This window comes from Streptococcus sanguinis (genome assembly GCF_003943655.1).
GTDB lineage: Bacteria > Bacillota > Bacilli > Lactobacillales > Streptococcaceae > Streptococcus > Streptococcus sanguinis_F.
In genome coordinates this window covers 1-22,860 of the sequence record NZ_RJMM01000026.1, presented here as the reverse complement: position 1 = coordinate 22,860, position 22,860 = coordinate 1, and the positions used below count along the sequence as shown (strand labels likewise).

The 22,860-nt window shown below is 44.5% G+C and carries 32 protein-coding genes and 1 pseudogene; 2 read left to right on the top strand and 31 right to left on the bottom strand.

Annotation, left to right across the window (positions count from 1 at the left end; genetic code table 11):
- Window positions 1–15: 15 nt before the first annotated feature.
- From rplR to tgt, 21 genes are all read right to left on the bottom strand, one after another.
- Window positions 16–372 (bottom strand): 50S ribosomal protein L18, encoded by a 357-nt coding sequence (rplR, locus tag D8886_RS09755; protein ID WP_005592009.1) that lies wholly within the window; start codon window positions 370–372, stop codon window positions 16–18.
- 85 nt (window positions 373–457) lie between these two features.
- Window positions 458–994, bottom strand: a complete 537-nt coding sequence (rplF, locus tag D8886_RS09750) for a 50S ribosomal protein L6 (RefSeq protein WP_002894503.1) — start codon at window positions 992–994, stop codon at window positions 458–460.
- 190 nt (window positions 995–1,184) lie between these two features.
- Complete coding sequence (gene rpsH, locus D8886_RS09745; protein WP_002899666.1) at window positions 1,185–1,583, bottom strand: 30S ribosomal protein S8; 399 nt, start codon at window positions 1,581–1,583, stop codon at window positions 1,185–1,187.
- A gap of 180 nt (window positions 1,584–1,763) precedes the next feature.
- Window positions 1,764–1,949, bottom strand: a complete 186-nt coding sequence (locus tag D8886_RS09740) for a type Z 30S ribosomal protein S14 (RefSeq protein WP_001085697.1) — start codon at window positions 1,947–1,949, stop codon at window positions 1,764–1,766.
- A 17-nt stretch (window positions 1,950–1,966) separates the two neighbouring features.
- Window positions 1,967–2,509 (bottom strand): 50S ribosomal protein L5, encoded by a 543-nt coding sequence (gene rplE, locus D8886_RS09735; protein ID WP_002894499.1) that lies wholly within the window; start codon window positions 2,507–2,509, stop codon window positions 1,967–1,969.
- Between the two features lie 23 nt (window positions 2,510–2,532).
- On the bottom strand, window positions 2,533–2,838 hold the full coding sequence (gene rplX, locus D8886_RS09730; RefSeq protein ID WP_002894497.1) for a 50S ribosomal protein L24: 306 nt from the start codon (window positions 2,836–2,838) through the stop codon (window positions 2,533–2,535).
- 75 nt (window positions 2,839–2,913) lie between these two features.
- Complete coding sequence (gene rplN, locus D8886_RS09725; RefSeq protein WP_125435393.1) at window positions 2,914–3,282, bottom strand: 50S ribosomal protein L14; 369 nt, start codon at window positions 3,280–3,282, stop codon at window positions 2,914–2,916.
- A 25-nt stretch (window positions 3,283–3,307) separates the two neighbouring features.
- The gene (gene rpsQ / locus D8886_RS09720) at window positions 3,308–3,568 is read right to left on the bottom strand and encodes a 30S ribosomal protein S17 (protein WP_000440801.1); all 261 of its coding nucleotides are present in this window, start codon (window positions 3,566–3,568) and stop codon (window positions 3,308–3,310) included.
- Between the two features lie 23 nt (window positions 3,569–3,591).
- Window positions 3,592–3,798, bottom strand: a complete 207-nt coding sequence (gene rpmC / locus D8886_RS09715; RefSeq protein ID WP_002894488.1) for a 50S ribosomal protein L29 — start codon at window positions 3,796–3,798, stop codon at window positions 3,592–3,594.
- Between the two features lie 9 nt (window positions 3,799–3,807).
- On the bottom strand, window positions 3,808–4,221 hold the full coding sequence (rplP, locus tag D8886_RS09710) for a 50S ribosomal protein L16 (RefSeq protein ID WP_000960948.1): 414 nt from the start codon (window positions 4,219–4,221) through the stop codon (window positions 3,808–3,810).
- A 3-nt stretch (window positions 4,222–4,224) separates the two neighbouring features.
- Entirely contained in the window at window positions 4,225–4,878 is a 654-nt protein-coding gene (gene rpsC, locus D8886_RS09705) for a 30S ribosomal protein S3 (protein ID WP_002894486.1), read from the bottom strand.
- Between the two features lie 12 nt (window positions 4,879–4,890).
- On the bottom strand, window positions 4,891–5,235 hold the full coding sequence (rplV, locus tag D8886_RS09700) for a 50S ribosomal protein L22 (protein WP_002894484.1): 345 nt from the start codon (window positions 5,233–5,235) through the stop codon (window positions 4,891–4,893).
- 11 nt (window positions 5,236–5,246) lie between these two features.
- Window positions 5,247–5,528 (bottom strand): 30S ribosomal protein S19, encoded by a 282-nt coding sequence (gene rpsS / locus D8886_RS09695; RefSeq protein ID WP_000533766.1) that lies wholly within the window; start codon window positions 5,526–5,528, stop codon window positions 5,247–5,249.
- A gap of 85 nt (window positions 5,529–5,613) precedes the next feature.
- Window positions 5,614–6,447: a 50S ribosomal protein L2 gene (gene rplB / locus D8886_RS09690; RefSeq protein ID WP_002894482.1), complete on the bottom strand. Its 834-nt coding sequence runs from the start codon at window positions 6,445–6,447 to the stop codon at window positions 5,614–5,616.
- A gap of 17 nt (window positions 6,448–6,464) precedes the next feature.
- On the bottom strand, window positions 6,465–6,761 hold the full coding sequence (locus D8886_RS09685) for a 50S ribosomal protein L23 (RefSeq protein WP_002894481.1): 297 nt from the start codon (window positions 6,759–6,761) through the stop codon (window positions 6,465–6,467).
- Complete coding sequence (gene rplD, locus D8886_RS09680) at window positions 6,761–7,384, bottom strand: 50S ribosomal protein L4 (RefSeq protein WP_002894480.1); 624 nt, start codon at window positions 7,382–7,384, stop codon at window positions 6,761–6,763. Before rplD ends, D8886_RS09685 begins: the two co-directional genes overlap by 1 nt.
- Before the next feature lie 24 nt (window positions 7,385–7,408).
- On the bottom strand, window positions 7,409–8,035 hold the full coding sequence (gene rplC / locus D8886_RS09675) for a 50S ribosomal protein L3 (RefSeq protein ID WP_002894479.1): 627 nt from the start codon (window positions 8,033–8,035) through the stop codon (window positions 7,409–7,411).
- Between the two features lie 83 nt (window positions 8,036–8,118).
- A complete protein-coding gene (gene rpsJ, locus D8886_RS09670; protein ID WP_002894478.1) occupies window positions 8,119–8,427 on the bottom strand; it encodes a 30S ribosomal protein S10 in 309 nt (102 codons plus the stop codon).
- A gap of 358 nt (window positions 8,428–8,785) precedes the next feature.
- Window positions 8,786–9,517, bottom strand: coding sequence for a hypothetical protein (locus tag D8886_RS09665; protein ID WP_125435391.1), 732 nt, complete (start codon window positions 9,515–9,517; stop codon window positions 8,786–8,788).
- A 180-nt stretch (window positions 9,518–9,697) separates the two neighbouring features.
- Window positions 9,698–10,336 (bottom strand): uridine kinase family protein, encoded by a 639-nt coding sequence (locus D8886_RS09660; RefSeq protein ID WP_125435389.1) that lies wholly within the window; start codon window positions 10,334–10,336, stop codon window positions 9,698–9,700.
- A gap of 25 nt (window positions 10,337–10,361) precedes the next feature.
- Window positions 10,362–11,504: a tRNA guanosine(34) transglycosylase Tgt gene (gene tgt, locus D8886_RS09655; RefSeq protein WP_125435387.1), complete on the bottom strand. Its 1,143-nt coding sequence runs from the start codon at window positions 11,502–11,504 to the stop codon at window positions 10,362–10,364.
- Window positions 11,505–11,656: 152 nt separating this feature from the next.
- Here tgt and D8886_RS09650 point away from each other — a divergent pair, with 152 nt between their 5' ends.
- Window positions 11,657–12,532 carry a DUF975 family protein gene (locus tag D8886_RS09650; protein WP_125435385.1) on the top strand — a complete coding sequence of 292 codons (876 nt, stop codon included), beginning with the start codon at window positions 11,657–11,659 and terminating at the stop codon, window positions 12,530–12,532.
- Window positions 12,533–12,561: 29 nt separating this feature from the next.
- Here D8886_RS09650 and D8886_RS09645 read toward each other — a convergent pair.
- The 3 genes and pseudogenes from D8886_RS09645 to polA all read right to left on the bottom strand — a co-directional run bounded on the left by D8886_RS09645 (window position 12,562) and on the right by polA (window position 16,263).
- Window positions 12,562–13,021: pseudogene (locus tag D8886_RS09645) on the bottom strand (kinase).
- A gap of 1 nt (window position 13,022) precedes the next feature.
- Window positions 13,023–13,460, bottom strand: a complete 438-nt coding sequence (locus D8886_RS09640; RefSeq protein ID WP_125435383.1) for a CoA-binding protein — start codon at window positions 13,458–13,460, stop codon at window positions 13,023–13,025.
- Window positions 13,461–13,620: 160 nt separating this feature from the next.
- A complete protein-coding gene (gene polA, locus D8886_RS09635; RefSeq protein ID WP_125435381.1) occupies window positions 13,621–16,263 on the bottom strand; it encodes a DNA polymerase I in 2,643 nt (880 codons plus the stop codon).
- 112 nt (window positions 16,264–16,375) lie between these two features.
- On the opposite strand from polA, the gene D8886_RS09630 reads away from it, so the two are divergent.
- The gene (locus tag D8886_RS09630) at window positions 16,376–16,861 is read left to right on the top strand and encodes a YcxB family protein (RefSeq protein ID WP_125435380.1); all 486 of its coding nucleotides are present in this window, start codon (window positions 16,376–16,378) and stop codon (window positions 16,859–16,861) included.
- Window positions 16,862–16,908: 47 nt separating this feature from the next.
- Here the strand turns inward: D8886_RS09630 and D8886_RS09625 are convergent, their stop codons facing one another.
- From D8886_RS09625 to D8886_RS09595, 7 genes are all read right to left on the bottom strand, one after another.
- Window positions 16,909–17,523, bottom strand: coding sequence for an HAD-IA family hydrolase (locus tag D8886_RS09625; RefSeq protein ID WP_125435378.1), 615 nt, complete (start codon window positions 17,521–17,523; stop codon window positions 16,909–16,911).
- Window positions 17,520–18,797 (bottom strand): MATE family efflux transporter, encoded by a 1,278-nt coding sequence (locus D8886_RS09620; RefSeq protein WP_125435377.1) that lies wholly within the window; start codon window positions 18,795–18,797, stop codon window positions 17,520–17,522. The genes D8886_RS09625 and D8886_RS09620 overlap by 4 nt, the downstream gene beginning before the upstream one ends.
- A 179-nt stretch (window positions 18,798–18,976) precedes the next feature.
- Window positions 18,977–19,912 carry a YitT family protein gene (locus tag D8886_RS09615; RefSeq protein WP_125435375.1) on the bottom strand — a complete coding sequence of 312 codons (936 nt, stop codon included), beginning with the start codon at window positions 19,910–19,912 and terminating at the stop codon, window positions 18,977–18,979.
- Window positions 19,899–21,653, bottom strand: a complete 1,755-nt coding sequence (gene aspS, locus D8886_RS09610; protein WP_125435373.1) for an aspartate--tRNA ligase — start codon at window positions 21,651–21,653, stop codon at window positions 19,899–19,901. Before aspS ends, D8886_RS09615 begins: the two co-directional genes overlap by 14 nt.
- 162 nt (window positions 21,654–21,815) lie before the next feature.
- Window positions 21,816–22,028: a hypothetical protein gene (locus tag D8886_RS09605; RefSeq protein ID WP_125435371.1), complete on the bottom strand. Its 213-nt coding sequence runs from the start codon at window positions 22,026–22,028 to the stop codon at window positions 21,816–21,818.
- A gap of 94 nt (window positions 22,029–22,122) precedes the next feature.
- Window positions 22,123–22,485 (bottom strand): hypothetical protein, encoded by a 363-nt coding sequence (locus D8886_RS09600; protein ID WP_125435369.1) that lies wholly within the window; start codon window positions 22,483–22,485, stop codon window positions 22,123–22,125.
- Window positions 22,486–22,663: 178 nt separating this feature from the next.
- A partial coding sequence (locus tag D8886_RS09595) for a DUF4176 domain-containing protein (protein ID WP_125435368.1) occupies window positions 22,664–22,860 on the bottom strand: 197 nt, incomplete at its 5' end.

Sequence of the window (22,860 nt, the reverse complement as noted above, 5' to 3'; positions counted from 1 at the left end):
TCTAGTGTCCTCCTCTTAGAATTTCAATCCGTTTTCACGAGCTGCATCAGCCAAAGCTTTTACACGTCCGTGATAGAGATATCCACCGCGGTCGAAGACGACTTCAGAAATACCTTTAGCAACTGCACGTTCAGCAACGAGCTTACCAACAACAACGGCTTGTTCTGTTTTAGTTCCTTTTGAAACTTCTTTGTCAAGAGTTGAAGCGCTTGCGAGCGTTACACCCGCTACGTCATCAATCACTTGAGCGTAGATGCCTGTATTAGAACGGAATACGTTCAAACGTGGGCGATCAGCAGTTCCAGAGAGTTTTCCGCGAACGCGACGGTGGCGTTTTTGGCGGACTTTGTTTTTATCTGGTTTCGTAATCACAATTTTCACCTCTTAATTTTAATCTTGTGCTTATGCACAACCTTGGAAAACAGCTTGTTTGGCTGAAAAAATCAGCCAGACAAGATTATTTACCAGTTTTACCTTCTTTACGGCGAACGAATTCACCAACGTAGCGGATACCTTTACCTTTGTATGGCTCTGGAGCACGCAGGCTACGTACGTAAGCTGCTGTTTGTCCAACTACTTCTTTTGAAATTCCGCTGACAACGATAGTCGTTGGGTTTGGAAGTTCAAAAGTGATGCCTTCTGGAGCTTCTACTTCGTCTGGATGAGATTTACCAACTGAAAGTACAAGCTTTTTGCCTTGAAGTTGAGCACGGTAACCAACCCCACGCATTTCAAGTTCTTTCTTGAATCCTTCTGATACACCAACAACCATGTTGTTCAAAAGGGCACGAGTTGTTCCGTGGATTGTTTTCATTTCTTTTGAATCGTTTGGACGGTGAAGAGTTACTTCAGTTCCTTCCACACGGATTTCAATATCTTTTGAGAACTCACGAGTCAGTTCTCCTTTAGGTCCTTTTACAGTTACAACGTTGTCTTTGTTGCTGATCTCAACACCAGCAGGCAACACGATAACTTTATTACCAATACGTGACATGTATATATTCTCCTGTTAGATTGTCAGGCCGTAAGCGACCAGTTTTCACGGGGGCTTAAATCGATTTCTCGATTTAAAGGAACATTTAGGTTTCAGTTTCAAAGTGAATCTAGGCATCGTCTCGCAGGCATAACTTTGGGTTAGGCAAGAGACGATAACGAAGAGTCACAAAGAAATTGGGAACTAAATATTACCAAACGTAAGCGATAACCTCACCACCAACATTCTTTTGGCGTGCTTCTTTGTCAGTCAGCAAGCCTTCAGATGTTGAAAGGATAGCAATTCCAAGTCCGTTCAGAACTTTTGGAAGATCTTCGCGTTTCTTGTAAACACGCAGACCTGGTTTTGAAACGCGTTTCAAACCAGTGATAACTTTTTCACCATTTTGTCCGTATTTAAGGAATACACGGATGATGCCTTGTTTATCATCTTCGATGATTTCAACGTTTTTTACAAAACCTTCACGCTTCAGGATTTCAGCAATCCCTTTTTTGATGTTTGATGCAGGCACTTCAAGCACTTCGTGGTTTGCTTGGTTAGCATTACGGATACGTGTCAGAAAGTCTGCAATTGGGTCAGTCATAACCATTTTATATTTCTCCTCTTACTAGTAGTTTGCAAGCTGCACTTGCTAGTTAATGATTGAGCTATGCTCAGAATATGTTTCTAGGTTTCAATTCCTAAGTGAGTCTAGGCATCGGCTTGTAGGCATAACTTAAGTTAGGCAAAAGCCGATAACGAAGAATCTTGACGGAATTGGAAGCTAGAATTACCAAGATGCTTTGGTAACGCCAGGGATTTGTCCTTTGTATGCTAATTCACGGAAGCAAACACGGCAAAGTTTAAACTTGCGGTAAACGGAATGTGGACGGCCACATTTTTCACAACGAGTATAAGCTTGCGTAGAGAACTTAGCTGGGCGTTTGTTCTTAGCAATCATTGATTTTTTAGCCATTTGTTTTACCTCCTATATTATTTTGCAAAAGGCATTCCAAGGCCTGTAAGCAATTCGCGTGACTCTTCGTCAGTGTTAGCAGTTGTTACGATAACGATGTCAAGACCGCGAGTCTTATCAACGTCATCAAAGTTGATTTCTGGGAAGATCAATTGTTCTTTCACACCAAGTGTGTAGTTTCCGCGTCCATCAAAAGATTTTGTTGGAACACCGTGGAAGTCACGAACACGTGGAAGAGAAACTGAAACCAATTTATCCAAGAATTCATACATACGTTCTCCACGAAGGGTTACTTTAGCACCGATCGCTACACCTTCACGAAGACGGAAGCCGGCGATTGATTTTTTAGCTTTAGTGATAAGTGGTTTTTGACCTGAGATAAGAGCCAATTCTTCAGCAGCTTTTTCAAGGTTTTTAGCGTTTGATACAGCGTCACCGACACCCATGTTCAAAACGATTTTATCCACTTTTGGCACAGCCATAACAGATGAGTAGTTGAACTTTTCAGTCAAAGCTGGAACTACTTCTTTAAGATATTTTTCTTTTAAACGATTTGCCATTATACTTCTCCTTTCCTTCGTGATTAGTCAAGCACTTCGCCTGATTTTTTATTGTAACGAACTTTTTTGCCGTCTACAAACTTGTAGCCAACACGTCCTGCAACACCATTTTTGTCAAGAACTTGAACGTTTGACACATGGATTGGTGCTTCTTTTTCCACAATCGCACCTTGAGGGTTTTCGTTATTTGGCTTTTGGTGTTTCTTAACGATGTTTACACCTTCAACAACAACTTTGTTTACTTTTGGAAGAGCTGTAACAACAAGCGCTTCAACACCCTTGTCTTTACCAGCAATTACGCGAACTTTGTCGCCTTTTTTTACAAACATTTATTTCTCCTCTTTATTCTTACGCCCATAGGGGCACCCTGACTTTTGCCAGGGGACTGTGTTTGTTAATTTTGATTAAAGTACCNCTGGAGCCAATGATACGATCTTCATGAAGCCGCCGTCACGCAATTCACGAGCAACTGGGCCGAAGATACGAGTTCCGCGAGGAGTTTTGTCTTCACGGATGATGACTGCAGCGTTTTCGTCAAATTTGATGTATGAACCATCTTTACGACGAGCACCTGATTTAGTACGAACGATAACAGCTTTTACAACGTCACCTTTCTTAACCGCACCACCAGGAGTAGCTTGTTTTACAGACGCAACGATTACATCACCGATGTTAGCGAACTTACGTCCTGAGCCACCAAGAACTTTGATTGTCAAGATTTCGCGAGCGCCGCTGTTGTCGGCAACTTTCAAACGAGTTTCTGTTTGAATCATTTAAGTTTTCTCCTTTCTGGTTTGATTAGATGATAACCGCTTCTTCAACGACTTCTACAAGACGGAAGCGTTTTGTAGCTGAAAGCGGACGAGTTTCCATGATACGAACGATATCGCCTTCTTTGGCAACATTGTTTTCGTCATGTGCTTTGTACTTCTTAGAGTAGTTAATACGTTTACCATAGACTGGGTGGTTACGTTTAGTTTCAACTACAACTGTGATTGTTTTGTCCATTTTGTCAGAAACAACGCGTCCGACAAGAACTTTACGATTATTGCGTTCCATTGAAATTCTCCTTCCCTAGTCTATTATTTAACTTCTGATTGAACAGTTTTGATACGAGCGATTTGTTTTTTCACTTCTTTCAGGCGAGCTGTCTGCTCCAATTGGCCAGCAGCTGCTTGGAAACGAAGATCAAACAATTCTTTCTTCAATTCATTTTCACGCTTCGCGAGTTCTTCTTGAGAAAGACCACGAAGTTCTTTAACAAATTCTTTTACTTCATTAAGTTTCATGCCTTCTCCTTATTCTGCTTCACGTTTTACGAATTTACATTTAACTGGAAGTTTGTGGCTTGCAAGGCGAAGCGCTTCGCGAGCGATTTCTTCTGAAACGCCAGCAACTTCAAACATTACTTTGCCACGCTTAACTGGCGCAACCCAACCTTCTGGAGCACCTTTACCAGATCCCATCCGTACACCGATAGCTTTTGCAGTGTATGATTTGTGTGGGAAGATTTTAATCCAAACTTTACCACCACGTTTCATGTAACGAGTCATAGCGATACGGGCAGCTTCGATTTGGCGGTTAGTGATCCAGTGGCTAGTAGTTGCTTGAAGACCGTATTCTCCAAATGCTACTTCTTTTCCGCCTTTAGCTTCACCGCGCATTTTTCCACGGAATTCGCGACGGTGTTTAACACGTTTAGGTACTAACATTGGTTATTTACCTCCTTTAGTGTTTTTACGAGCTGGAAGGACTTCTCCACGGTAGATCCAGACTTTAACACCCAGTTTACCGTAAGTAGTGTCAGCTTCTTCCCAAGCGTAATCGATATCCGCACGAAGAGTGTGAAGCGGAACAGTTCCCTCAGAGTATCCTTCGCTGCGGGCAATATCTGCACCGTTCAAACGACCTGATACTTGAGTTTTGATTCCTTTAGCTCCTGCACGCATTGTACGTTGGATAGCTTGTTTTTGAGCACGACGGAAAGCAACACGCTGCTCAAGCTGGCGAGCAATTCCTTCACCAACCAGATGCGCATCCAAGTCAGGACGCTTGATTTCGATGATGTTGATGTGGACTTGTTTTCCAGTCAATTTGTTGAGTTTTGCACGAAGTGCATCAACGTTTGCTCCACCTTTACCGATAACCATACCTGGCTTAGCAGTGTGAAGAGAAACGTTTACTTTGTTTACTGCGCGTTCAATTTCAATAGTTGAAATCGCTGCGTCAGCCAATTCTTTTTGAACGAATTTACGGATTGCAAGATCTTCATGAAGGTAATCCGCGTATTCTTTTTCAGCATACCATTTGGCATCCCAATCACGGATGATGCCGACACGCATACCAATTGGATGTACTTTTTGACCCACGATGTTACCTCCTTATTTTTCTGCAACGACCACAGTGATGTGGCTTGTGCGTTTGTTGATTGGTGAAGCTGAACCTTTAGCGCGCGGACGGAAACGTTTCATAGTTGGTCCTTCGTTTGCGAAAGCTTCAGATACTACCAAGTTTGCTTTTTCCAAACCAAAGTTGTTTTCAGCATTAGCGATTGCAGAGTTCAAAACTTTTTCGATAATGCCAGCAGCTTTGTTTGGCGTGAATTTCAAGATTGCGATTGCGTCAGCGACGTTTTTACCACGAATATTGTCAAGAACCAGACGAGATTTACGAGGTGAAACACGCACTGTACGAGCCATTGCTTTAGCTGAAGTAATTTCTGCCATTTATGTTCTCCTTATTTTCTACGTGTTTTCTTGTCGTCTGCAGCGTGACCCTTGTAAGTACGAGTTGGCGCAAATTCACCAAGCTTGTGACCTACCATGTCTTCCTGGATGTAAACAGGCACGTGTTTACGTCCGTCATAAACTGCGATTGTGTAACCAATGAAACTTGGGAAGATCGTTGAGCGACGTGACCAAGTTTTGATGACTTTTTTCTTTTCGTCGTTAGCTTGAGCTTCAACTTTCTTCATCAGATGCTCATCGACGAAAGGTCCTTTTTTAAGACTGCGTCCCATTTTATATTTTCTCCTTTAAATAAGTACCACAGCGGCCTGCGCTGACTATGCAGCGCTACCGAGCTGGCGGATAGATTGTTTTAAATTATTTCTCGTTGCGACGACGAACGATAAGTTTGTCAGATTTCGCTTTTTTGTTACGAGTTTTAAGTCCAAGAGCAGGTTTGCCCCATGGAGTAGATGGCGCTTTACGACCAACTGGTGCTTTACCTTCACCACCACCGTGTGGGTGATCATTAGGGTTCATTACAGAACCGCGTACTGTTGGGCGGATACCTTTCCAACGGCTACGTCCTGCTTTACCAAGGTTTACAAGTCCATGTTGTTCGTTTCCAACAACACCAACTGTAGCGCGGCAAGTACCAAGAATCATACGAACTTCGCCTGATTGAAGACGAACAAGAGTGTACTTACCTTCTTGACCCAATACTTGAGCAGAAGCTCCAGCAGCACGAACCAATTCTCCACCGCGGCCTGGCTTCAACTCAATGTTGTGAACCAAAGTACCAACTGGGATGTTAGCAAGCGGAAGAGCGTTTCCGACTTTGATATCTGCTTCAGGACCTGAAACGATGCGTTGACCAACTTCAAGACCTTTAGGAGCAATGATATAAGCTTTCACACCGTCAGTGTAGTGAACCAAAGCGATGTTTGCTGAACGATTTGGATCATACTCAATTGTTTTTACAACTGCTTCAACAGCGTCTTTGTTACGCTTGAAGTCAATCAAACGGTAGTGACGCTTGTGACCGCCACCTTGGTGACGAACAGTGATGCGACCGTTGTTGTTACGACCAGCCTTGCTCTTCAAAGAAACAAGCAAAGATTTTTCTGGAGTGCTGGTAGTGATTTCAGCGAAATCCAAAGAAGTCATATTACGGCGACCGTTTGTTGTTGGTTTATAAACACGAATTCCCACGATATTTCCTCCTTAGATTATTCTTCTTCTGCACCGAACAACTCGATTGCTTTAGAATCAGCTGTCAGTGTTACGATAGCTTTTTTAGTTTTGTTTGTAAAACCAGTGTAGCGTCCAACGCGTTTTGCTTTTGGTTTTACATTGATAGTGTTAACGTTAGCAACCTTAACTCCTTCAAAAGCAGCTTCAACAGCTTGCTTGATCAAGAGCTTGTGAGCGCGAGTGTCCACTTCAAATACGTATTTGCCTGCTTCGTACTGAGCCATTGAGCCTTCAGTGATAACAGGTTTTTTGATTACGTCGTACAAATTCATTATGCAAGAACCTCCTCAATTTTAGAGATAGCTGCCTGAGTAACCAGAAGTTTATCGCTGTTTACGATGTCCAGAACGCTTGCAGTTGTTGCAGTTGCAACTTTCACATTTGGAAGGTTGCGAGCTGAAAGTGCAGCGAATTCGTTTCCTTCTTCAAGGATAACAAGAACTTTCGTATCGATGCTCAGTGCAGCAAGCACTTTTGCAAACTCAGCAGTTTTTGGAGCTGTAAATGAAAGGCTGTCTACAGCTACGAATTTGTTTTCAGCAACTTTTTCAGAGTAAACTGATTTCAATGCCAATCTACGAACTTTACGTGGAAGTTTGTAAGCATATGAGCGAGGAGTTGGACCGAATACGATACCACCACCACGCCATTGTGGAGAGCGGATAGAACCTTGACGAGCACGTCCAGTTCCTTTTTGACGCCATGGTTTGCGTCCGCCGCCTGATACTGCAGAACGGTTTTTAACAGCGTGAGTTCCTTGACGAAGGCTAGCGCGTTGGCTGATGATAACATCAAAGACAACTGATTCATTTGGTTCAATACCAAAGACCGCATCGTTCAGAACTACTTCACCAGCTTCTTTACCAGTTTGGTCAAATAATTTTACGTTTGCCATTGTGACTGATTTCCCCTTTCTTTATTATTTACCAGCTTTAACTGCTGACTTGATAGTGATAAGAGATTTCTTAGCACCTGGTACGTTACCTTTAATCAGGATAACGTTCTTCTCTGGAACAACCTGTACGATTTCAAGGTTTTGAATCGTTACACGGTTGCCACCCATACGTCCAGCCAAGCGTTTGTTTTTGAAAACGCGGTTTGGCGCAACTGGTCCCATTGAACCAGGACGACGATGGTAACGTGAACCGTGAGCCATTGGACCACGAGATTGGCCGTGGCGCTTGATAACACCTTGGAAACCTTTACCTTTTGAAGTTCCTGTTACATCAACAACATCACCAGCTTCGAATGTATCGACAGTGATTTCTGCTCCTACTTCCAAGCCTTCAATGTTTTTGAATTCACGAATGAAGCGCTTAGGAGCTGTGTTAGCTTTCGCTACATGGCCTTTGGCAGGTTTGTTGCTCAATACGTCACGAAGGTCATCAAAACCAACTTGAACTGCGTTGTAACCATCTGTTTCAACTGTTTTAACTTGAAGAACAACGTTTGGAGCTGCTTCAACAACAGTTACAGGGATTAATTCGCCAGCTTCAGTGAAGATTTGAGTCATTCCCACTTTTTTCCCTAAGATTCCTTTTGTCATGAGAAAATGTTTCCTTTTCTATATTTTTTTCAAAAAGTTTTTAACGAGCGTTTTTCATGCTCTGGTTTAGAACAAACTTTAGATTAAAGTTTAATCTCTACGTTCACACCACTTGGAAGATCCAATTTCATCAAAGCGTCAACTGTTTTTTGAGTTGGGTTGATGATGTCGATCAAGCGTTTGTGAGTACGCATTTCAAATTGTTCGCGAGAGTCTTTGTATTTGTGAGTCGCACGAATGATTGTGTAGAGGCTGCGCTCAGTTGGAAGTGGGATTGGACCCGCAACTTCAGCACCAGTACGAGTAGCAGTTTCTACGATTTTTGCAGCCGCTGTATCAAGTGTACGATGTTCGTAAGCTTTCAAACGGATGCGGATTTTTTTGTTTGCCATCTTTTTCTCCTTTTCGTCTATTTAAGATAATAGGCTAGCTCCACAAGAAAACCGACAGGCAATTGCGTGGCAATGCAACCGAGCGTGTCGCAACCTCTTGCATCAAAGCTACACGCTGTATTTTTACAGCACCATAGTATCTTAACACAAAGAACCAGTCATTGCAAGGGATTTGAGTAATTTTTTAAAGATTTTTAGGATAATTTTTTATGAAAGTGTTTTCTCTATTGACAACTATGCCTTGTTCTTCAATTCAACTCGAAAAGTTCACCTTATTAATGGAAGTAATCAGGCTTAAGATATGGAAAAAAGCTGCTTTGAAAGCAACTTTATAGATTTTATTCCGGATTGATTTTTATTAGAATTTCTTCCAAGTTAAACTATCCATATCTAAGCGGTCAGCTTGACTAAGACCAAATTGGCTTTCGCCAGCATCTGCAGTCTTTGTGAAATCAATTTGCTGAAGGATTTCGGGTTCCTGTTTCTGATTAGACAGCTGATAAAGGGTTGCTTGACCGTTTCCGCTTCCGGAATGCCAGTGAGAGCTTAAGACATGGCCATCTCGGTAAACAAAGAGAGTTACCCTAGAACCTCCGACACTGGCTGCATGCGACTCTCCCAACAAGGCTGGCTCCTGACCTTTGAGGTAATAAAGAGATACTAAGTGGTATGGATTTTCTCCAAACTTAGCTCCAACCAAAAGCTCCTTTTGCCCATCACCATTGAGGTCGTGAAAACTATAGGCAAGGGCATCTGGCTGCGCTAATATATTATCTACCGTCCAGTATTCTAGAGGGAAGTGCAGCTGATTTCGGAGATTTTCTGCTGCTTGAGTATCAGAGCTATTGCTTGACAAAAGCAAACGATAGTCTTCAAAAACCTTTTGGTAAGATTCCTCATCAGACTTTACCGATTTTTCTTGGCTGCTGGAAGAGCTCGCTTCACTAGAAGAACTAGCTTGACTAGATGATACAGATTGGCTTTGGCTAGCAGATGTTTTTGGCTTTTCTACCGCCTTTTGCTGGCTGCAACCTTGCAGAATCAAAACTAGAGCTGTTGCCAAAATAGCCTTTGTAGTCATTCTTTTCATGATATACTCCTTGATTTTTATATATTTAGCGTAATTAACCCAAAAAACTAATGATTTCTGTCAAAATAACAAAACACTCTATCTATTTTACTATATAGACCTAGCCTTGAATAGAAAGAAAAATCCCACTGACGCACATCAGTGAGATAAAAAATGAAAATTCATCCTTGGCTACTTGTTTTATAGCAAAGGGCTGTCCTTTTCGATGCGAAAGTCCTTGCCCGACTGGCAGATGACAAGGTCTGCAGCTGCTAGATAGGGTTGATAAAAGTGTCTATATTGCTCTCGTCGAGCTAGATGCGTTTGCTCTATCCACTCTGGCCTGCGCTCTCGCACAGCCACGTCCCGAGCCAAGCGGCGTTCTAACTCGGTCTGATCATCCGTGTAAAAGCAAATCGACAAATCAAACAAACTTTCAGGCAAAAAGGCAGCCGACATGCCTTCTACTATTAAATTTGGTTTTTGGGCTGATAAGCGCAAGCTAGGCGACCAAGCTGTGCCAATGGTCAGAATATCCAGACCAGACTGCAAGGCACAAATATCTCGCTCCAGACTCCCGAGCTCATGAACAGCTGGGAGACAGGCTGTTACTTTTTGATGAGGGAAATCTTTGGAACTGAGCAAATCTCGATACTCCCCAGTAATTACATAAGGATCTGTTGCCAGCAGATTGGCTCGTCTCTTACCCAATATTAGTTGGAGTTTTCGAGCAAAAGTTGACTTGCCTGAAGCCCCATGACCGTATATACGTATAGTATGTTTTGGGTCGTCTGACAGATACGCTGTCAATCTTTCCAGCAATGTTTCTTCATCGGACATGGCTTTTCCTTTCAAATGGAGCTTCTTAGAAATTTCGGCTGGATTTATTGTAGCCGTAGCGCTCAATAAAGTCTTCACGGAATTCTAGCAAGTTGTCATCCATGATAGCTTGGCGCACCTTCTTCATAAGGTTTACCAAGAAGTAGAGGTTGTGATAGCTGGTTAGGCGGATCCCAAAGGTTTCGTCCGCTTTAAGCAAGTGGCGGATATAGGCCCTCGTGTAGTTGCTGCAAGTGTAGCAATCACAATCATGGTCCAGCGGCGTGAAATCTTCCTCAAACTGAGCATTTTTAACCACCAGACGTCCTTCACTGGTCATACAGGTACCGTTTCGGGCAATCCGAGTCGGCAGGACGCAGTCAAACATATCAACGCCACGGATAACGCCATCAATCAAGCTATCCGGCGCTCCAACTCCCATGAGATAGCGGGGCTTGTTTTCAGGCAGCATAGGCGTTGTGAAGTCTAGCACTGCATTCATCTCTTCGTGAGACTCTCCGACAGCCAATCCTCCGATAGAGTAGCCTGGGAAATCCATGCTGGCCAAGTCTTGAGCAGACTGACGACGCAAATCTTCAAACCCAGCACCCTGAACAATCCCAAAGAGACCTTGGTCGTGCGGACGGCTGTGGGCCTTGAGGCCACGCTCTGCCCAACGGCTAGTCCGCTCAATGGACTTCTTGACATAGTCATAAGGCTGGTAGAACTGCGGGCACTCATCAAAGGACATCATAATGTCACTGCCCAGATTGTTCTGAATAGAGATGGCCTTTTCGGGTGACAGGAACATCTTGGAACCATTGAGATGGTTCTTGAAAGTTACTCCTTCTTCTGTTATATTGCGGCTGTCAGCTAGAGAATATACCTGAAAACCGCCACTATCCGTCAGAATAGGCTGGTCCCAGTTCATGAACTTGTGCAGGCCACCTGCGCGGGCAATCAGCTCATCGCCCGGCCGCAGCCAGAGGTGATAGGTATTAGACAAGATGATACCTGAACCCATTTGCTTGAGTTCTTCTGGCGACTGGGTCTTGACCGTCGCCTGGGTCCCAACTGGCATAAACATAGGTGTCGGAAAAGTCCCGTGAGGCGTGATAATCTCTCCCAAACGAGCACCTGTGTGCTTTTCTTTTTTGATCAAATGATACTGAATCGGTGATGTTGACATGTTTCCTCCTGCTGGGATAAACAGTCCCAGCGATTTTTCTTCTATATAATAAGCAGCAAGGGCTCACAAGATACCGTATGATTTTACCAAAAAAACTTCTATCTGTCACGGGGTATGGTATAATGTAACAGACAAATCAGTATGGAGGAATTATGAATCTAAGTAACATCAGAGCTCAGGCTCGTACCGTCCGCAGTCAAACGAGGGGGATTTTTCTTTTGTTTGCGGCCCCGACTCTTGCCGGTATCCTAAACATCTTGCTTTCCCTTATTGGGAATCTAAGAGACTCCGTTTCCGACCTGACCTTCAGCCAGTTCATATATTTTCTGATTAGCCGAACTCTTTTTCCGACGACCATCCAGTTTATCACGTCTCTCCTGCTGCTTTCTGCCAGCTACACCATGATAACCGTCATCCGCAAGAAAAAGGATGAGGTTCGCTTTTCAGATATTGGGCATCTTTTTACGAGCAAGAACTTCACACCTGTTTTCAAAACCGTTTTGCTCAAGCAGCTATTGCTTTTCCTTTGGAATCTTCCTATATTTTGCGGGAGTCTTCTGTCCGTCTTCAATGCTTATAAGATTCTCAATATTTCGGAAAAACTTCCTGCCCATACTGTGCTGACTGCTCAAAGCGAGGCGGGACAACAGATTCTTCAATACACCCCTGGTATGTTACTGGGAAGCCTCTTGATATTGGTTGGTCTAGGCATCACCGTTCCTCAGTACTACGCATATTCTCAAGCAGAGCTGATCCTATATGACCAGCTTGAGACTGACACCTATCTGGGAGCTTTCTCTGCTATCCGTCAAAGTCGGAAGCTCATGAAGGGCTACAAGGGGAAGCTATTTATGCTGGATCTGAGCTTCATCGGCTGGAATTTACTGGCCAGAATGACTTACGGTGTACTGAATATTATGGTTCTCCCTTATACAGCGACTGCTTACATTCTCTTCTACGAAGAGTTGAAAAAAGAAAAAGCAAGCTCAAAAGAAAACAACCCACAGGCACGGGACTCTTTGTCCTAAGCTTGTGAGTTGTTTTTTTATTTAGTATTTTAGTCTGGCCTGTCAAGGGCAGAGCAGATTTTATCAAAGGCTACCTCTAGTGAATCCTCATCTGTGAAAAAGGATTCCTCTTCCCAGCCTAAGAAGTCTCGGTCTTTCCACCAGCGCTTCATGGCGGCGGACTGTTTCTTCAAAGGATAGGTCATAGTAGTAAGCAAAGACCTGCGGAGCGAAGAGCTTTTTCAACTGCTCTAGCATCTGTCCGTAAATGTCCGTCTCATAAAATCCTTCTACCAGAACCAGCAAATCATGTTCGTAGCCGAAACAAGCCAGTGTTTCCGTCAGGTCAATAGATAAATTTCCTGGCTCAACTTTTTCCTTGAGCATGTCCCGTCTAACCGTATCCTGCGCTATCAGGAGAGTTCCTCGGCCGTAGTGAGTCTGCAATTTTTTGGCCAGGCTAGACCTGCCAGAGCCGGAATTACCACGAATGATGACTAACTTGGCCATCTTATTCGCCCAGAATCAAGCGAGTATGCTCGCGTTTAATGCAGCGATCCATGACAATGTCATCCCGACCGGCTGTCCGCAAAATCTGCTCAGCCTCTTCACTCTCCAAGCCCAACTGAGCCCAGAAAATCTTAGCATCCGTCTGCAGAAAATCAAGTGCCACATCCGGCAAAAACTCACTGCGGCGGTATACATCGACAATATCCACCGGAAAAGGAATATCTTTGAGACTGGCATAAACAGTCTCGCCAAAAATCTGACCGCCCGCTGCACGAGGATTGACTGGGATAATGCGATAGCCCCGCTCCTGCATCTCCTTGGACACACGGTTGCTGGTCGTTTCTTCGCGGTCAGACAAGCCAACAACAGCAATCACCTTGCTGTTTCCCAGATAATGCTTGACAATGGCATCACTGGGATTTTGAAAATGATAAGTCATAGGATTCCTCCTCATTCATAATAAAGCTAGATAGTTTTGCAGTATTTGCTTCTTAACTGAATCCGAGCTAAACACCATGTGAAAAAGATAAGCTTCCTTGCATTCATCGAATGCTATGTCAGCTTTCTATTTTCACTTTGTGTTTTACGCCCTTGATATCTTACTTTGCCTCGTACCAAGTTTGGCCGGCATTTTCATCAGCCACTAGTAAAACGGCTAGCTCAATCGCCGCTTCCATGGTTTCTTTGACTAGCTGGCGGACGGCTATTAGCTCGTCATTTGGCACTTCCAGCACAATTTCATCGTGAACCTGCAGGAGCATGCGAGACTTGAAATTCTTCTCAGCCAGAGCTCGATCCAGATTAATCATAGCGACTTTGAGAATGTCTGCAGCGGAGCCTTGAATCGGGCTGTTAATGGCTGTGCGCTCCGCAAAATTTCGGATGTTAAAGTTTCGGGAATTGATATCCGGCAAGGAGCGACGGCGATGGTAAATGGTCTCTACATAGCCCTTATCACGCGCTTCGCGGACGATGGTTTCCATATAATTCTTGATTCCTGGGAAACGCTCAAAATAAGTCTGAATATAGTCTTTGGCAGCCTTGCGGGAAATTCCCAAATTATTGGCCAGACCGAAGTCGGAAATGCCATAGACCACTCCGAAGTTGACAGCCTTGGCATTACGACGGTCATTAGGTGTCACATCCTCTGCCTTTTCAATACCAAAGACCCGCATGGCGGTAGCCGTGTGAATGTCTTCTCCATGCTGAAAGGCAGCAATCAGATGCTCGTCCTGAGAAATGTGAGCCAGCACCCGCAGCTCAATCTGGGAATAATCCGAGCTGAGTAGTACGCTATCTGCCCACTCTGGCACAAAGGCCTTGCGAATGAGGCGCCCCTGCTCCAAACGAACGGGGATATTCTGCAGGTTCGGGTCAACCGAGGACAGGCGTCCCGTCTGAGTCAAATCCTGAACATAGCGAGTGTGAATCTTGCCGTCAGCCGCAATCGCCTCCTGCAGGCCGATGATATAAGTGGACTGTAGCTTGCTGATTTGACGGTATTCGAGAATCTTAGACACAATCGGTGCAATGGGAGCTAGACGCTCCAGCACATCAACCGCTGTCGAGTAGCCCGTTTTGGTCTTTTTAGTGTACTCTAGTGGCAGCCCCATATCTTCAAAGAGAATGGTTCCCAGCTGTTTCGGTGAGTTAATATTGAACTCCTGACCAGCCAGATCATAAATCTCCTGCGTCAGACTTTCCAACGTCTTTTCATTTTCCGCCTGCATGCCCTGCAGGGTTTCCCGCTCAACCTTGATTCCTGCAATCTCCATCTTGGCTAGGACAAAGGCCAATGGCTGCTCCATTTCAAGCAACAAATCCAGCTGATCGTGGGAACGGAGCTGTTCTTGCATTGGCTCTTCTGTTTCCAGCAGTACTTGAACCTTACGAGCTAGATGCTCAAAGAGCAACTCTTGCTCCGGCAGAGCGCGCTTGGCTCCCTTGCCATACACCTCCTCATCAGTCGGCAGAATTGTTTGGCCGTAGAGGCGAGCAATAGTCGCCAGCTCATTGTCCTCGACCGTCGAAAGCAGATACTTGGCTAGACGAGCATCAAAGGAGGCTGCTGGTAGTTCGATGCCATAATGACTAAGCAGTACCTTGATCCGCTTGAGGTCGTAGGTTTTCAGAGCTGTTTTTGTCAAAAATTCCTGAAAGAGAGGCTGCTGCAATAAATCGCTGGCGCCGACATAAATCTGACGGCTATCGCCCCAGGCAAGACCGACAATCTCTTCCTTATGGTAGTTGTCGCCCAAGATTTCAAAATAGAAAAATTGCTCTGGTGCCAGCATATCCTCTGTGACCTCAGTCACTTTGGTAAATTCAATTGGTTTGACTTTTACCGGCTCTTGACCAGTTCCTAGCTGAGCCTTGAGCTGCTTGAAGCCCATCTCGTCATAGAACTTGCTCAGGGCCTCTATCTGAGGACCCTTATAAACCAAATCATCCAGCCCGATTTCAATCGGAGCCTGAGTATTGATAGTAGCTAGGGTTTTAGATAAGAAGGCCTTGTCTTTGTCATTGATCAGATTTTCCTTCATCTTGGAAGCCTTGAGCTGATCAATATTTTCATACAGATTTTCCAAAGAACCATACTCCAAGAGGAGCTTTAGGCCAGTCTTCTCACCAATCTTGGTCACGCCAGGGATATTATCTGACTGATCGCCCATCAGCGCCTTGAGGTCAATGAACTGCTCTGGCGTGATGCCCAGCTTTTCCATGAGGTAGGCAGGGGTAAATTCCTCAAACTCGGCCACGCCTTTCTTGGAAATCTCCACCACGGTATTGTCATCCGTCAGCTGAATCAAGTCTTTATCGCCGCTGACAATGGTCACATCGTAAGGAACAGCTGTCTTTTCAGCCATCTTGTCCAAGGTTCCGATGATATCATCCGCCTCGTACTGAGCCAAATCGTAGAAGTGAATGCCTAGGTGCTTCAGCATTTCACGAATAAAAGGCAGCTGCTCACGAAACTCATCCGGTGTTTTGGCCCGACCAGCCTTATAGTCGGCGTACATCTCGGTTCGGAAGGTCGTCTTGCCAGCATCAAAAGCTACTAGGACATGGGTCGGCTGCACGCGCTCCAAGAGATGATTGAGCATAAGGTGGAAGCCATAAATGGCATTGGTATGCAGGCCCGATGGACTCTTGAAACGGTCAATTTGATTATAAAGCGCAAAAAAAGCGCGAAAAGCAACGGACGAACCATCGATTAATAATAATTTGTTCTTTTTTTCCATAGGTTTATTATAACACGAAAGGCCGACAAAGACAGAAAAGGCGGTGTGGAAAATTTAAAAGTGATTTTAATAATTCCTGTATGGTATAATAATAAAAACTAGGAGGTGAAGCATGTTCCCAATAACCATTCCAACTCTTGTGACTGAAGAAGTGTATCAACGATTTGCTTGGTCTGTTTTCTTACGCGGGAAAAGATTTTTGCTGAATCTGTTCATTTTGATAGGAATCCTGTCTCTCTATCTAATCTTCCTACCTGACAACCTGAAGCGTTTTTCTTTCTTTACCATGCTATTTATATCTTTGGTGACATTCTCAGCAATGTATTTTGGCATGAATTATCAGATAAAGAGAGCCTATCAAAAAACTCCTTTCTGGAAGGATATGGAGCAAACTCTTATATTTGAGAAAGATAAATTTTCTGTAAAAAGCAAACGAGGAGAGTTTCTTTATAGCTATGATGACATCGTCAAAGTTTTTCATACTAAGGAAGATTTTTATATCATGTTGGGACCAAATGTCAGCTTCCCTATTGAAAAAAAGAACTGTTCTCCCGAGGCTCTTGAGTTCTTGCTAGAACTTCACATTGAGCATATGTAAAAGAAAAAGCAGGCTAGACTGACAGTAGATCAGTTCTGGTCTGCTTTTTATCTTGTAAATAATTGCTTGATGTCCACCAACTTCTCTATCTTCTGATTGATTTCTGGTCGGTAGTCACAGAAGTTAATGCTCTGGATGCCACTGTTGACGGCGACATCCACATCCAGGGTCCGGTCACCGATATAGTAGGTTTCCTGCTTGTCCAGGCCATATTTCTCAAGCAGATAATCGATACCTTCTGGGTGGGGCTTGCGCTCAAAGCCGTTGGCTGTTGTGATGATTTCTGTGAAATAGTCATGAATACCCAAGTCTTGCAAGATTTGATGGGCATTGATTCCCTTGTGGGTATAGACGAACTGGGCAATGCCCTGCTCTTCAGCCCAAGCCAGTATATCCGCAGCTCCTCCCATCAGATGAACCTGAGCATTCTTCTCCTTTAGGCTTGCTCCACGGAAGGTATTCATCTCGGCAGCATCCAGACCTTTCTCAGACGCTACTTTTTCCAAGAGCTTCTGCACAGAGTGCTTTAGGATATAGCTGTGGATACTAGCCCTGTTGAAGTCCAAACCATAGTGAGCATAGGTTTCCTCAATCCCCGCCAAAATAGCATCGTAGGAGTCCAGCAAGGTGCCGTCCAAATCCCAAATAAACGCTTTCGTCATGTGATTTTCCTCATTTTCCTGTCAAATAAAATCTTTAAAAACAGCCAGCGGAAGCCATTGTCCAAGAGCATCCCAGTCCAGACCCCCGGCAGACCCAAGCCACAGGTCACTCCCAGCAAGTAACCTACAACGATGCGAATCAGCCACATGCCAAGGGTCGTGGCATAAAAGGGCAATCTGGCATTCCCCAGCCCCTGCCAGATGGCGGTGTAAATCACGGTTCCGACTGCCATGGGAGTTCCCAGCAAAGAGAAAAGCATGACCGAAAGACTGGCTGTGATAGCTCCGCTATTATCCGTATAGAGCAAGGTCAGCGGCCGACCAAAAGCAAAAATTCCTAGAGCCACGGGCAGCATGCAAGCAAAAGACAACCAGAAGGTCCGCTGACGAATCAGACCGACCTCTTGCATATCTCCCTCACCTACTGCATGGCCTACCAGCATAACTGTTGCTGTCGCAACCCCGAAGATTGGCATATAATTAAACTGCGTCAGGACTTCACCGATGGCATTCCCCGCTACTGCGTCCGTCCCAAAGACGACCACAATGGCGATAATAACTACATCACCCGCCCGCATCATGAGCCGCTCTCCAGCAGCCGGCAGAGACAGACGCAAGAGCTCTCCATCTAAGCCCCAGCGCCAGCGGATTGTGGAAAAATCCAGCTCCCGCCAGAGAATCAGCACACCGACCAAACGAGCCAGCACCGTCCCCAACGCTACACCGACAATACCCAGCCGAAAGACGTAAATCCCCAGACCGGAAAAGAGGGCATTGAGGACATTGGTTAGAAGACTGACATACATGGGAACTCTTGGATTGCGTGTGACCCGAACCAGAGCTCCAAAAGAAGTCATCAAGCCTAGTAAGACAATAGTCCCTCCAACCAAAGCCAGATAAAGACCGCCTGCTTCAGCCACTGCCTTTTCTGTCCCTAGAAAGTCCAGCATCTGCCTGCCAAAGAGCAGGGAAATCAGCCCCAACAGAAGACTCAGAAATAAAGTCAGCTTGATAGCCTCGGCTGTATGATAGGCCAGACGCTCCTTGTCTCCCTGAGCCAGAGTCTTGGAGATGAGACTGGAAATAGCAGCCCCTAGAGCGATAAAGATTGCCTGATAAATAGTAATGATGTTGCCAGCCACTGAGACACCGGAAATCGCAATCAGCCCAAGACTGGCCACCAGATAGCTGTCGACCATTCCCATGAGCATCTGCAAAAAATTCTCCGCCATAGCCGGCAAGGCGATATTCATGATTTTTTTATAAGTCGTCATAGTCTGAAAATCTCCTGCATTTATATATCCTTTCTTACTTGAGATTTCCACCCTCCACCATAGAGAATAGAAAGCGGTGGGACTATTGTCCTACCGCATATTAATCTCCTATCGCAAAACTTTTTTAAGCACAAATTCCCAACTATATTGTTTCGCATTCCCAAACCCAATGAATATCTTCACTCCTCCACAAAGAGTCCCAAGATATGGACATTGTCTGCGACGGAGACGAAGGCAGTTGGATCCGTATTTTTCATGATTTGCTTGAATTCATTAAACTCAGCTCGGGTAATAACTGTCACCAGAACAGCTTTTTGCTCATGATTGTAAGTTCCCTCGGCGCCATGGATTACTGTCGCCCCACGATGCAGCTTGTTGTGAATCTTATCAATCACCCTATCCGGATGGCTGGTGATAATCATAGCCTGCATGCGCTTCTGCTTGGTAAAGACCGCATCCGTCACTCGGCTAGACACAAAAATAGTAATCATAGAGTACAACGCATACTCCCAGCCAAAGGTCAGGCCCGCAATCAGCATAATAATTCCATTGACAATCAAGGAAATATTCCCGACATTCCGGCCTGTTTTTTTCCGAACAGTCAGACTGACAATATCAGTCCCGCCGCTGGAAATACTGGACTTAAGAGCAAAGCCAATCCCCGCTCCCATGACCACACCGCCGAAAAGGGCGTTGATGATGGGATTATCCGTCAAGGTCACTTCCGGCACAAACTGGATAAAAAGCGAGCTCATGGTCACCGTGATAAAAGTAAAAATGGTAAACTTATGCCCAATCTGGTACCAGGCCAAGATCATCAGCGGAATATTGATAGCATAAAAAGTCACAGAAACCGGAATGGTAAAGCCGAAGAAACGAGTACTAAGGGCAGTAATGACCTGCGCCAGACCAGTCGCCCCGCTGGAATAAACATGCCCCGGCTGAAAGAAGAAATTGACTGCGACAGCCGACAAAAAGGCATAGACAAGCGAGGCAGAAATCTTCTCATCGTACTTCTCACGCGAGATACTCTTTAAAGACCGCAAAATCTTAAAATTATAAGCAAACCTACGGACATAATAGCGAAAGAGTTTATAAAAATTAGTCTTCTTCATGTGCTTCCACTTGTAAACTTAATTCCTCTAATTGAGCGACCGACACCGGGCTAGGGGCCTGTGTCATTGGATCAGAAGCCTTGTTATTTTTTGGAAAGGCAATGACTTCGCGGATATTTTCTTCACCAGCCAAGAGCATCACAAAGCGGTCCAAGCCCAGAGCCAAGCCACCATGCGGTGGAAAGCCATAGTCCATAGCCTCCAGAAGGAAGCCAAACTGCTCAGTAGCTTCTTGAGTTGAGAAACCAAGCGCCTTAAACATCCGCTCCTGCAAGTCTTTCTGGTTAATCCGAAGACTGCCACCGCCTAACTCATAGCCATTGAGGACGATATCATAGGCCACAGCCCGTACCTTGCTCAGGTCACCTTCCAGCTCTTGCTCAGAATCTTTCTGAGGCAGGGTGAAAGGATGGTGGGCGCTCATGTAGCGGTTCTCTTCTTCTGACCATTCAAACATGGGCCAATCCACTACCCAAAGGTAGTTAAATGTATCAGGAGCAATCAAGTCCAGTTCTTTACCCAAACGAACACGAAGAGCTCCCAAAGCAGCGTTTGCCACTTCCAAAGTATCAGCCACAAAGAGAACTAAATCATTATTTTCAAGCTGTAAAGCTTCTGTCAACTGACTTGTCAAGTCTGTCAAGAACTTAGCAACTGGACCAGACAGCTCACCATCAGTCACCTTCACCCAAGCAAGACCCTTAGCACCATGCTGTTTTGCTTGCTCTGTTAGCTTGTCGATATCCTTACGAGAGTATTTATCTGCAGCATTTTTCACCACGATTGCCTTGACAGCTGGAGCTTCTGAAAAGACCTTGAAGTCAACTCCCTTGACAAGCTCTGTCAAGTCCTGCAACAACATTTCAAAACGAGTATCAGGCTTATCAACCCCATAAAGAGCCATGGCATCATCATACTTCATACGCGGGAAAGGCAGAGAAACATCAATACCTTTGGTCTCTTTCATGACACGAGCAATCAAACCTTCTGTAATGTCCTGAATCTCCTGATCAGACAAGAAAGAAGTCTCCAAGTCTACCTGAGTGAACTCTGGCTGACGGTCACCGCGCAAGTCCTCGTCACGGAAGCATTTAACAATCTGGTAATAACGGTCGAAACCAGCATTCATCAAGAGCTGCTTGGTAATCTGCGGACTCTGAGGCAGAGCGTAAAAATGCCCTTGATGAACCCGACTAGGCACCAAGTAATCACGCGCCCCTTCTGGCGTTGACTTAGATAGGAAGGGTGTCTCCACATCGAGGAACTCCAACTCGTCCAAATAATTGCGGATAGAGTGAGTCACTTTGGCACGGAGCTTGAAGTTTTCTAACATCTCTGGCCGGCGCAAGTCCAGATAACGGTAGCGCAAACGCGTATCGTCATTCACCTCGATGCCGTCTTTGATTTCAAAAGGTGTCGTCTTGGCTGTATTTAAGACAGTCAGGCTTTCCACATGCAGCTCCACGCTTCCTGTTGCCAGCTTGTCATTAGCCTGCTCACGCGCAGCTACCTTGCCTGTCACCTCCAGCACAAACTCACTGCGCAGGCTTTCTGCGGTTGCCATGACCTCTGCAGACACTGTCTCAGGATTGATGACCAGCTGCATAATGCCTTCGCGGTCGCGCAAATCAATGAAAATCAGACCTCCCAAATCCCGACGGCGGGCTACCCAGCCCTTCAAAGTGACTTCCTGACCAACATGCTCCTTGCGAACACGCCCAGCATACATAGAACGTTTCATCTTTACTCTCCAAATTTTTAATTCTGTTACTATTTTACCACAAAGCGCCTAAGAAAGCCCTTCTGTCCGTTCTTTTTCTGAAAAATATTAAAGCTCCACATGACTGAGGCTGGCATTTATGACAAAAGGCCTGAGGCAAAGACCCCAGACCAACTGAATAGATTATTCCTTTTTCTTGCTATCCTCATAGAGACTAGGCGCAAATGCTCTTGTCACCATGGCCGTCAAGAAGCGAAAACCTCCCGCTGCCAGACCAAAAATCGGCGCCAAGGCACGGAAGAAAAAATCCCCTCTCATAAATAAACAAAGCAGACCAGTAATCACAAAGATAGCCAAACCCTGCACCAGAACCACCAATAGTATTTTTTTCATCATTTCCTCGACTTTCTAGCGTAATTTACCTTTACATATACTTCCTTTCTGTTAGTGAATTTAGATTGCTGAAATTTTGAGCTAAAAATTTATCAATTTATTGCTTATCCCGCTCCAACTTTTTACGCTGATCATGCAGAGCAGTTAATTGTGTTTGATAAGCTTGGTAACGTTTCTTAATCGCTTTGTCCTCTTCCTCAAAGTCAACTTCCAAAGTCCGTGTAGTCAACTCAATATCATCTAAAAGATAATGGTAGAAAGCTGAATGAGATGATGTCACCCCTAGATCCAACAAGTTCTTAAAGTGAAATAGGGCGCTGCCTTGTGAGAACATCACCTCTTCCCGCGTCACCTTAAACTGACGATATTCAACATCCAAATCATCTATTTTATGTTGCAGTTCATACTGACGACGATGTAACTCGTCCAGCTGATCTTGTTTCGATTTTCCTTTTTTCATTATAACCTCTATATCATTTTACCTCAGCTAATCTGTTTGTGCTGCTTATCTAAATCAAATATAAGCGCTTAAGCAAGAGAATAATTAGTTTTTCATATTAATCATCTCTCCTTTTAGTTGAAAAATCTTATTCATATCTGTTAACAATGAAAAATATTTAGTGATTTTTTATTTTTCACTAATCTTTAAACTCTTCAATAGTAAAATGCGGATACGAAATGTTCGGAGCCTCTATTTCAAAAATCTGCTGCATATTTTTTTCATCTTGATTAATATAACCTTCAAAAAGCACCTTTGAAATATCTTCTTGATTAAAATAATAAGTTCGTTGGTTTATAACACCTGATGGATGCAAACAGGCGGAATAATCAAAAT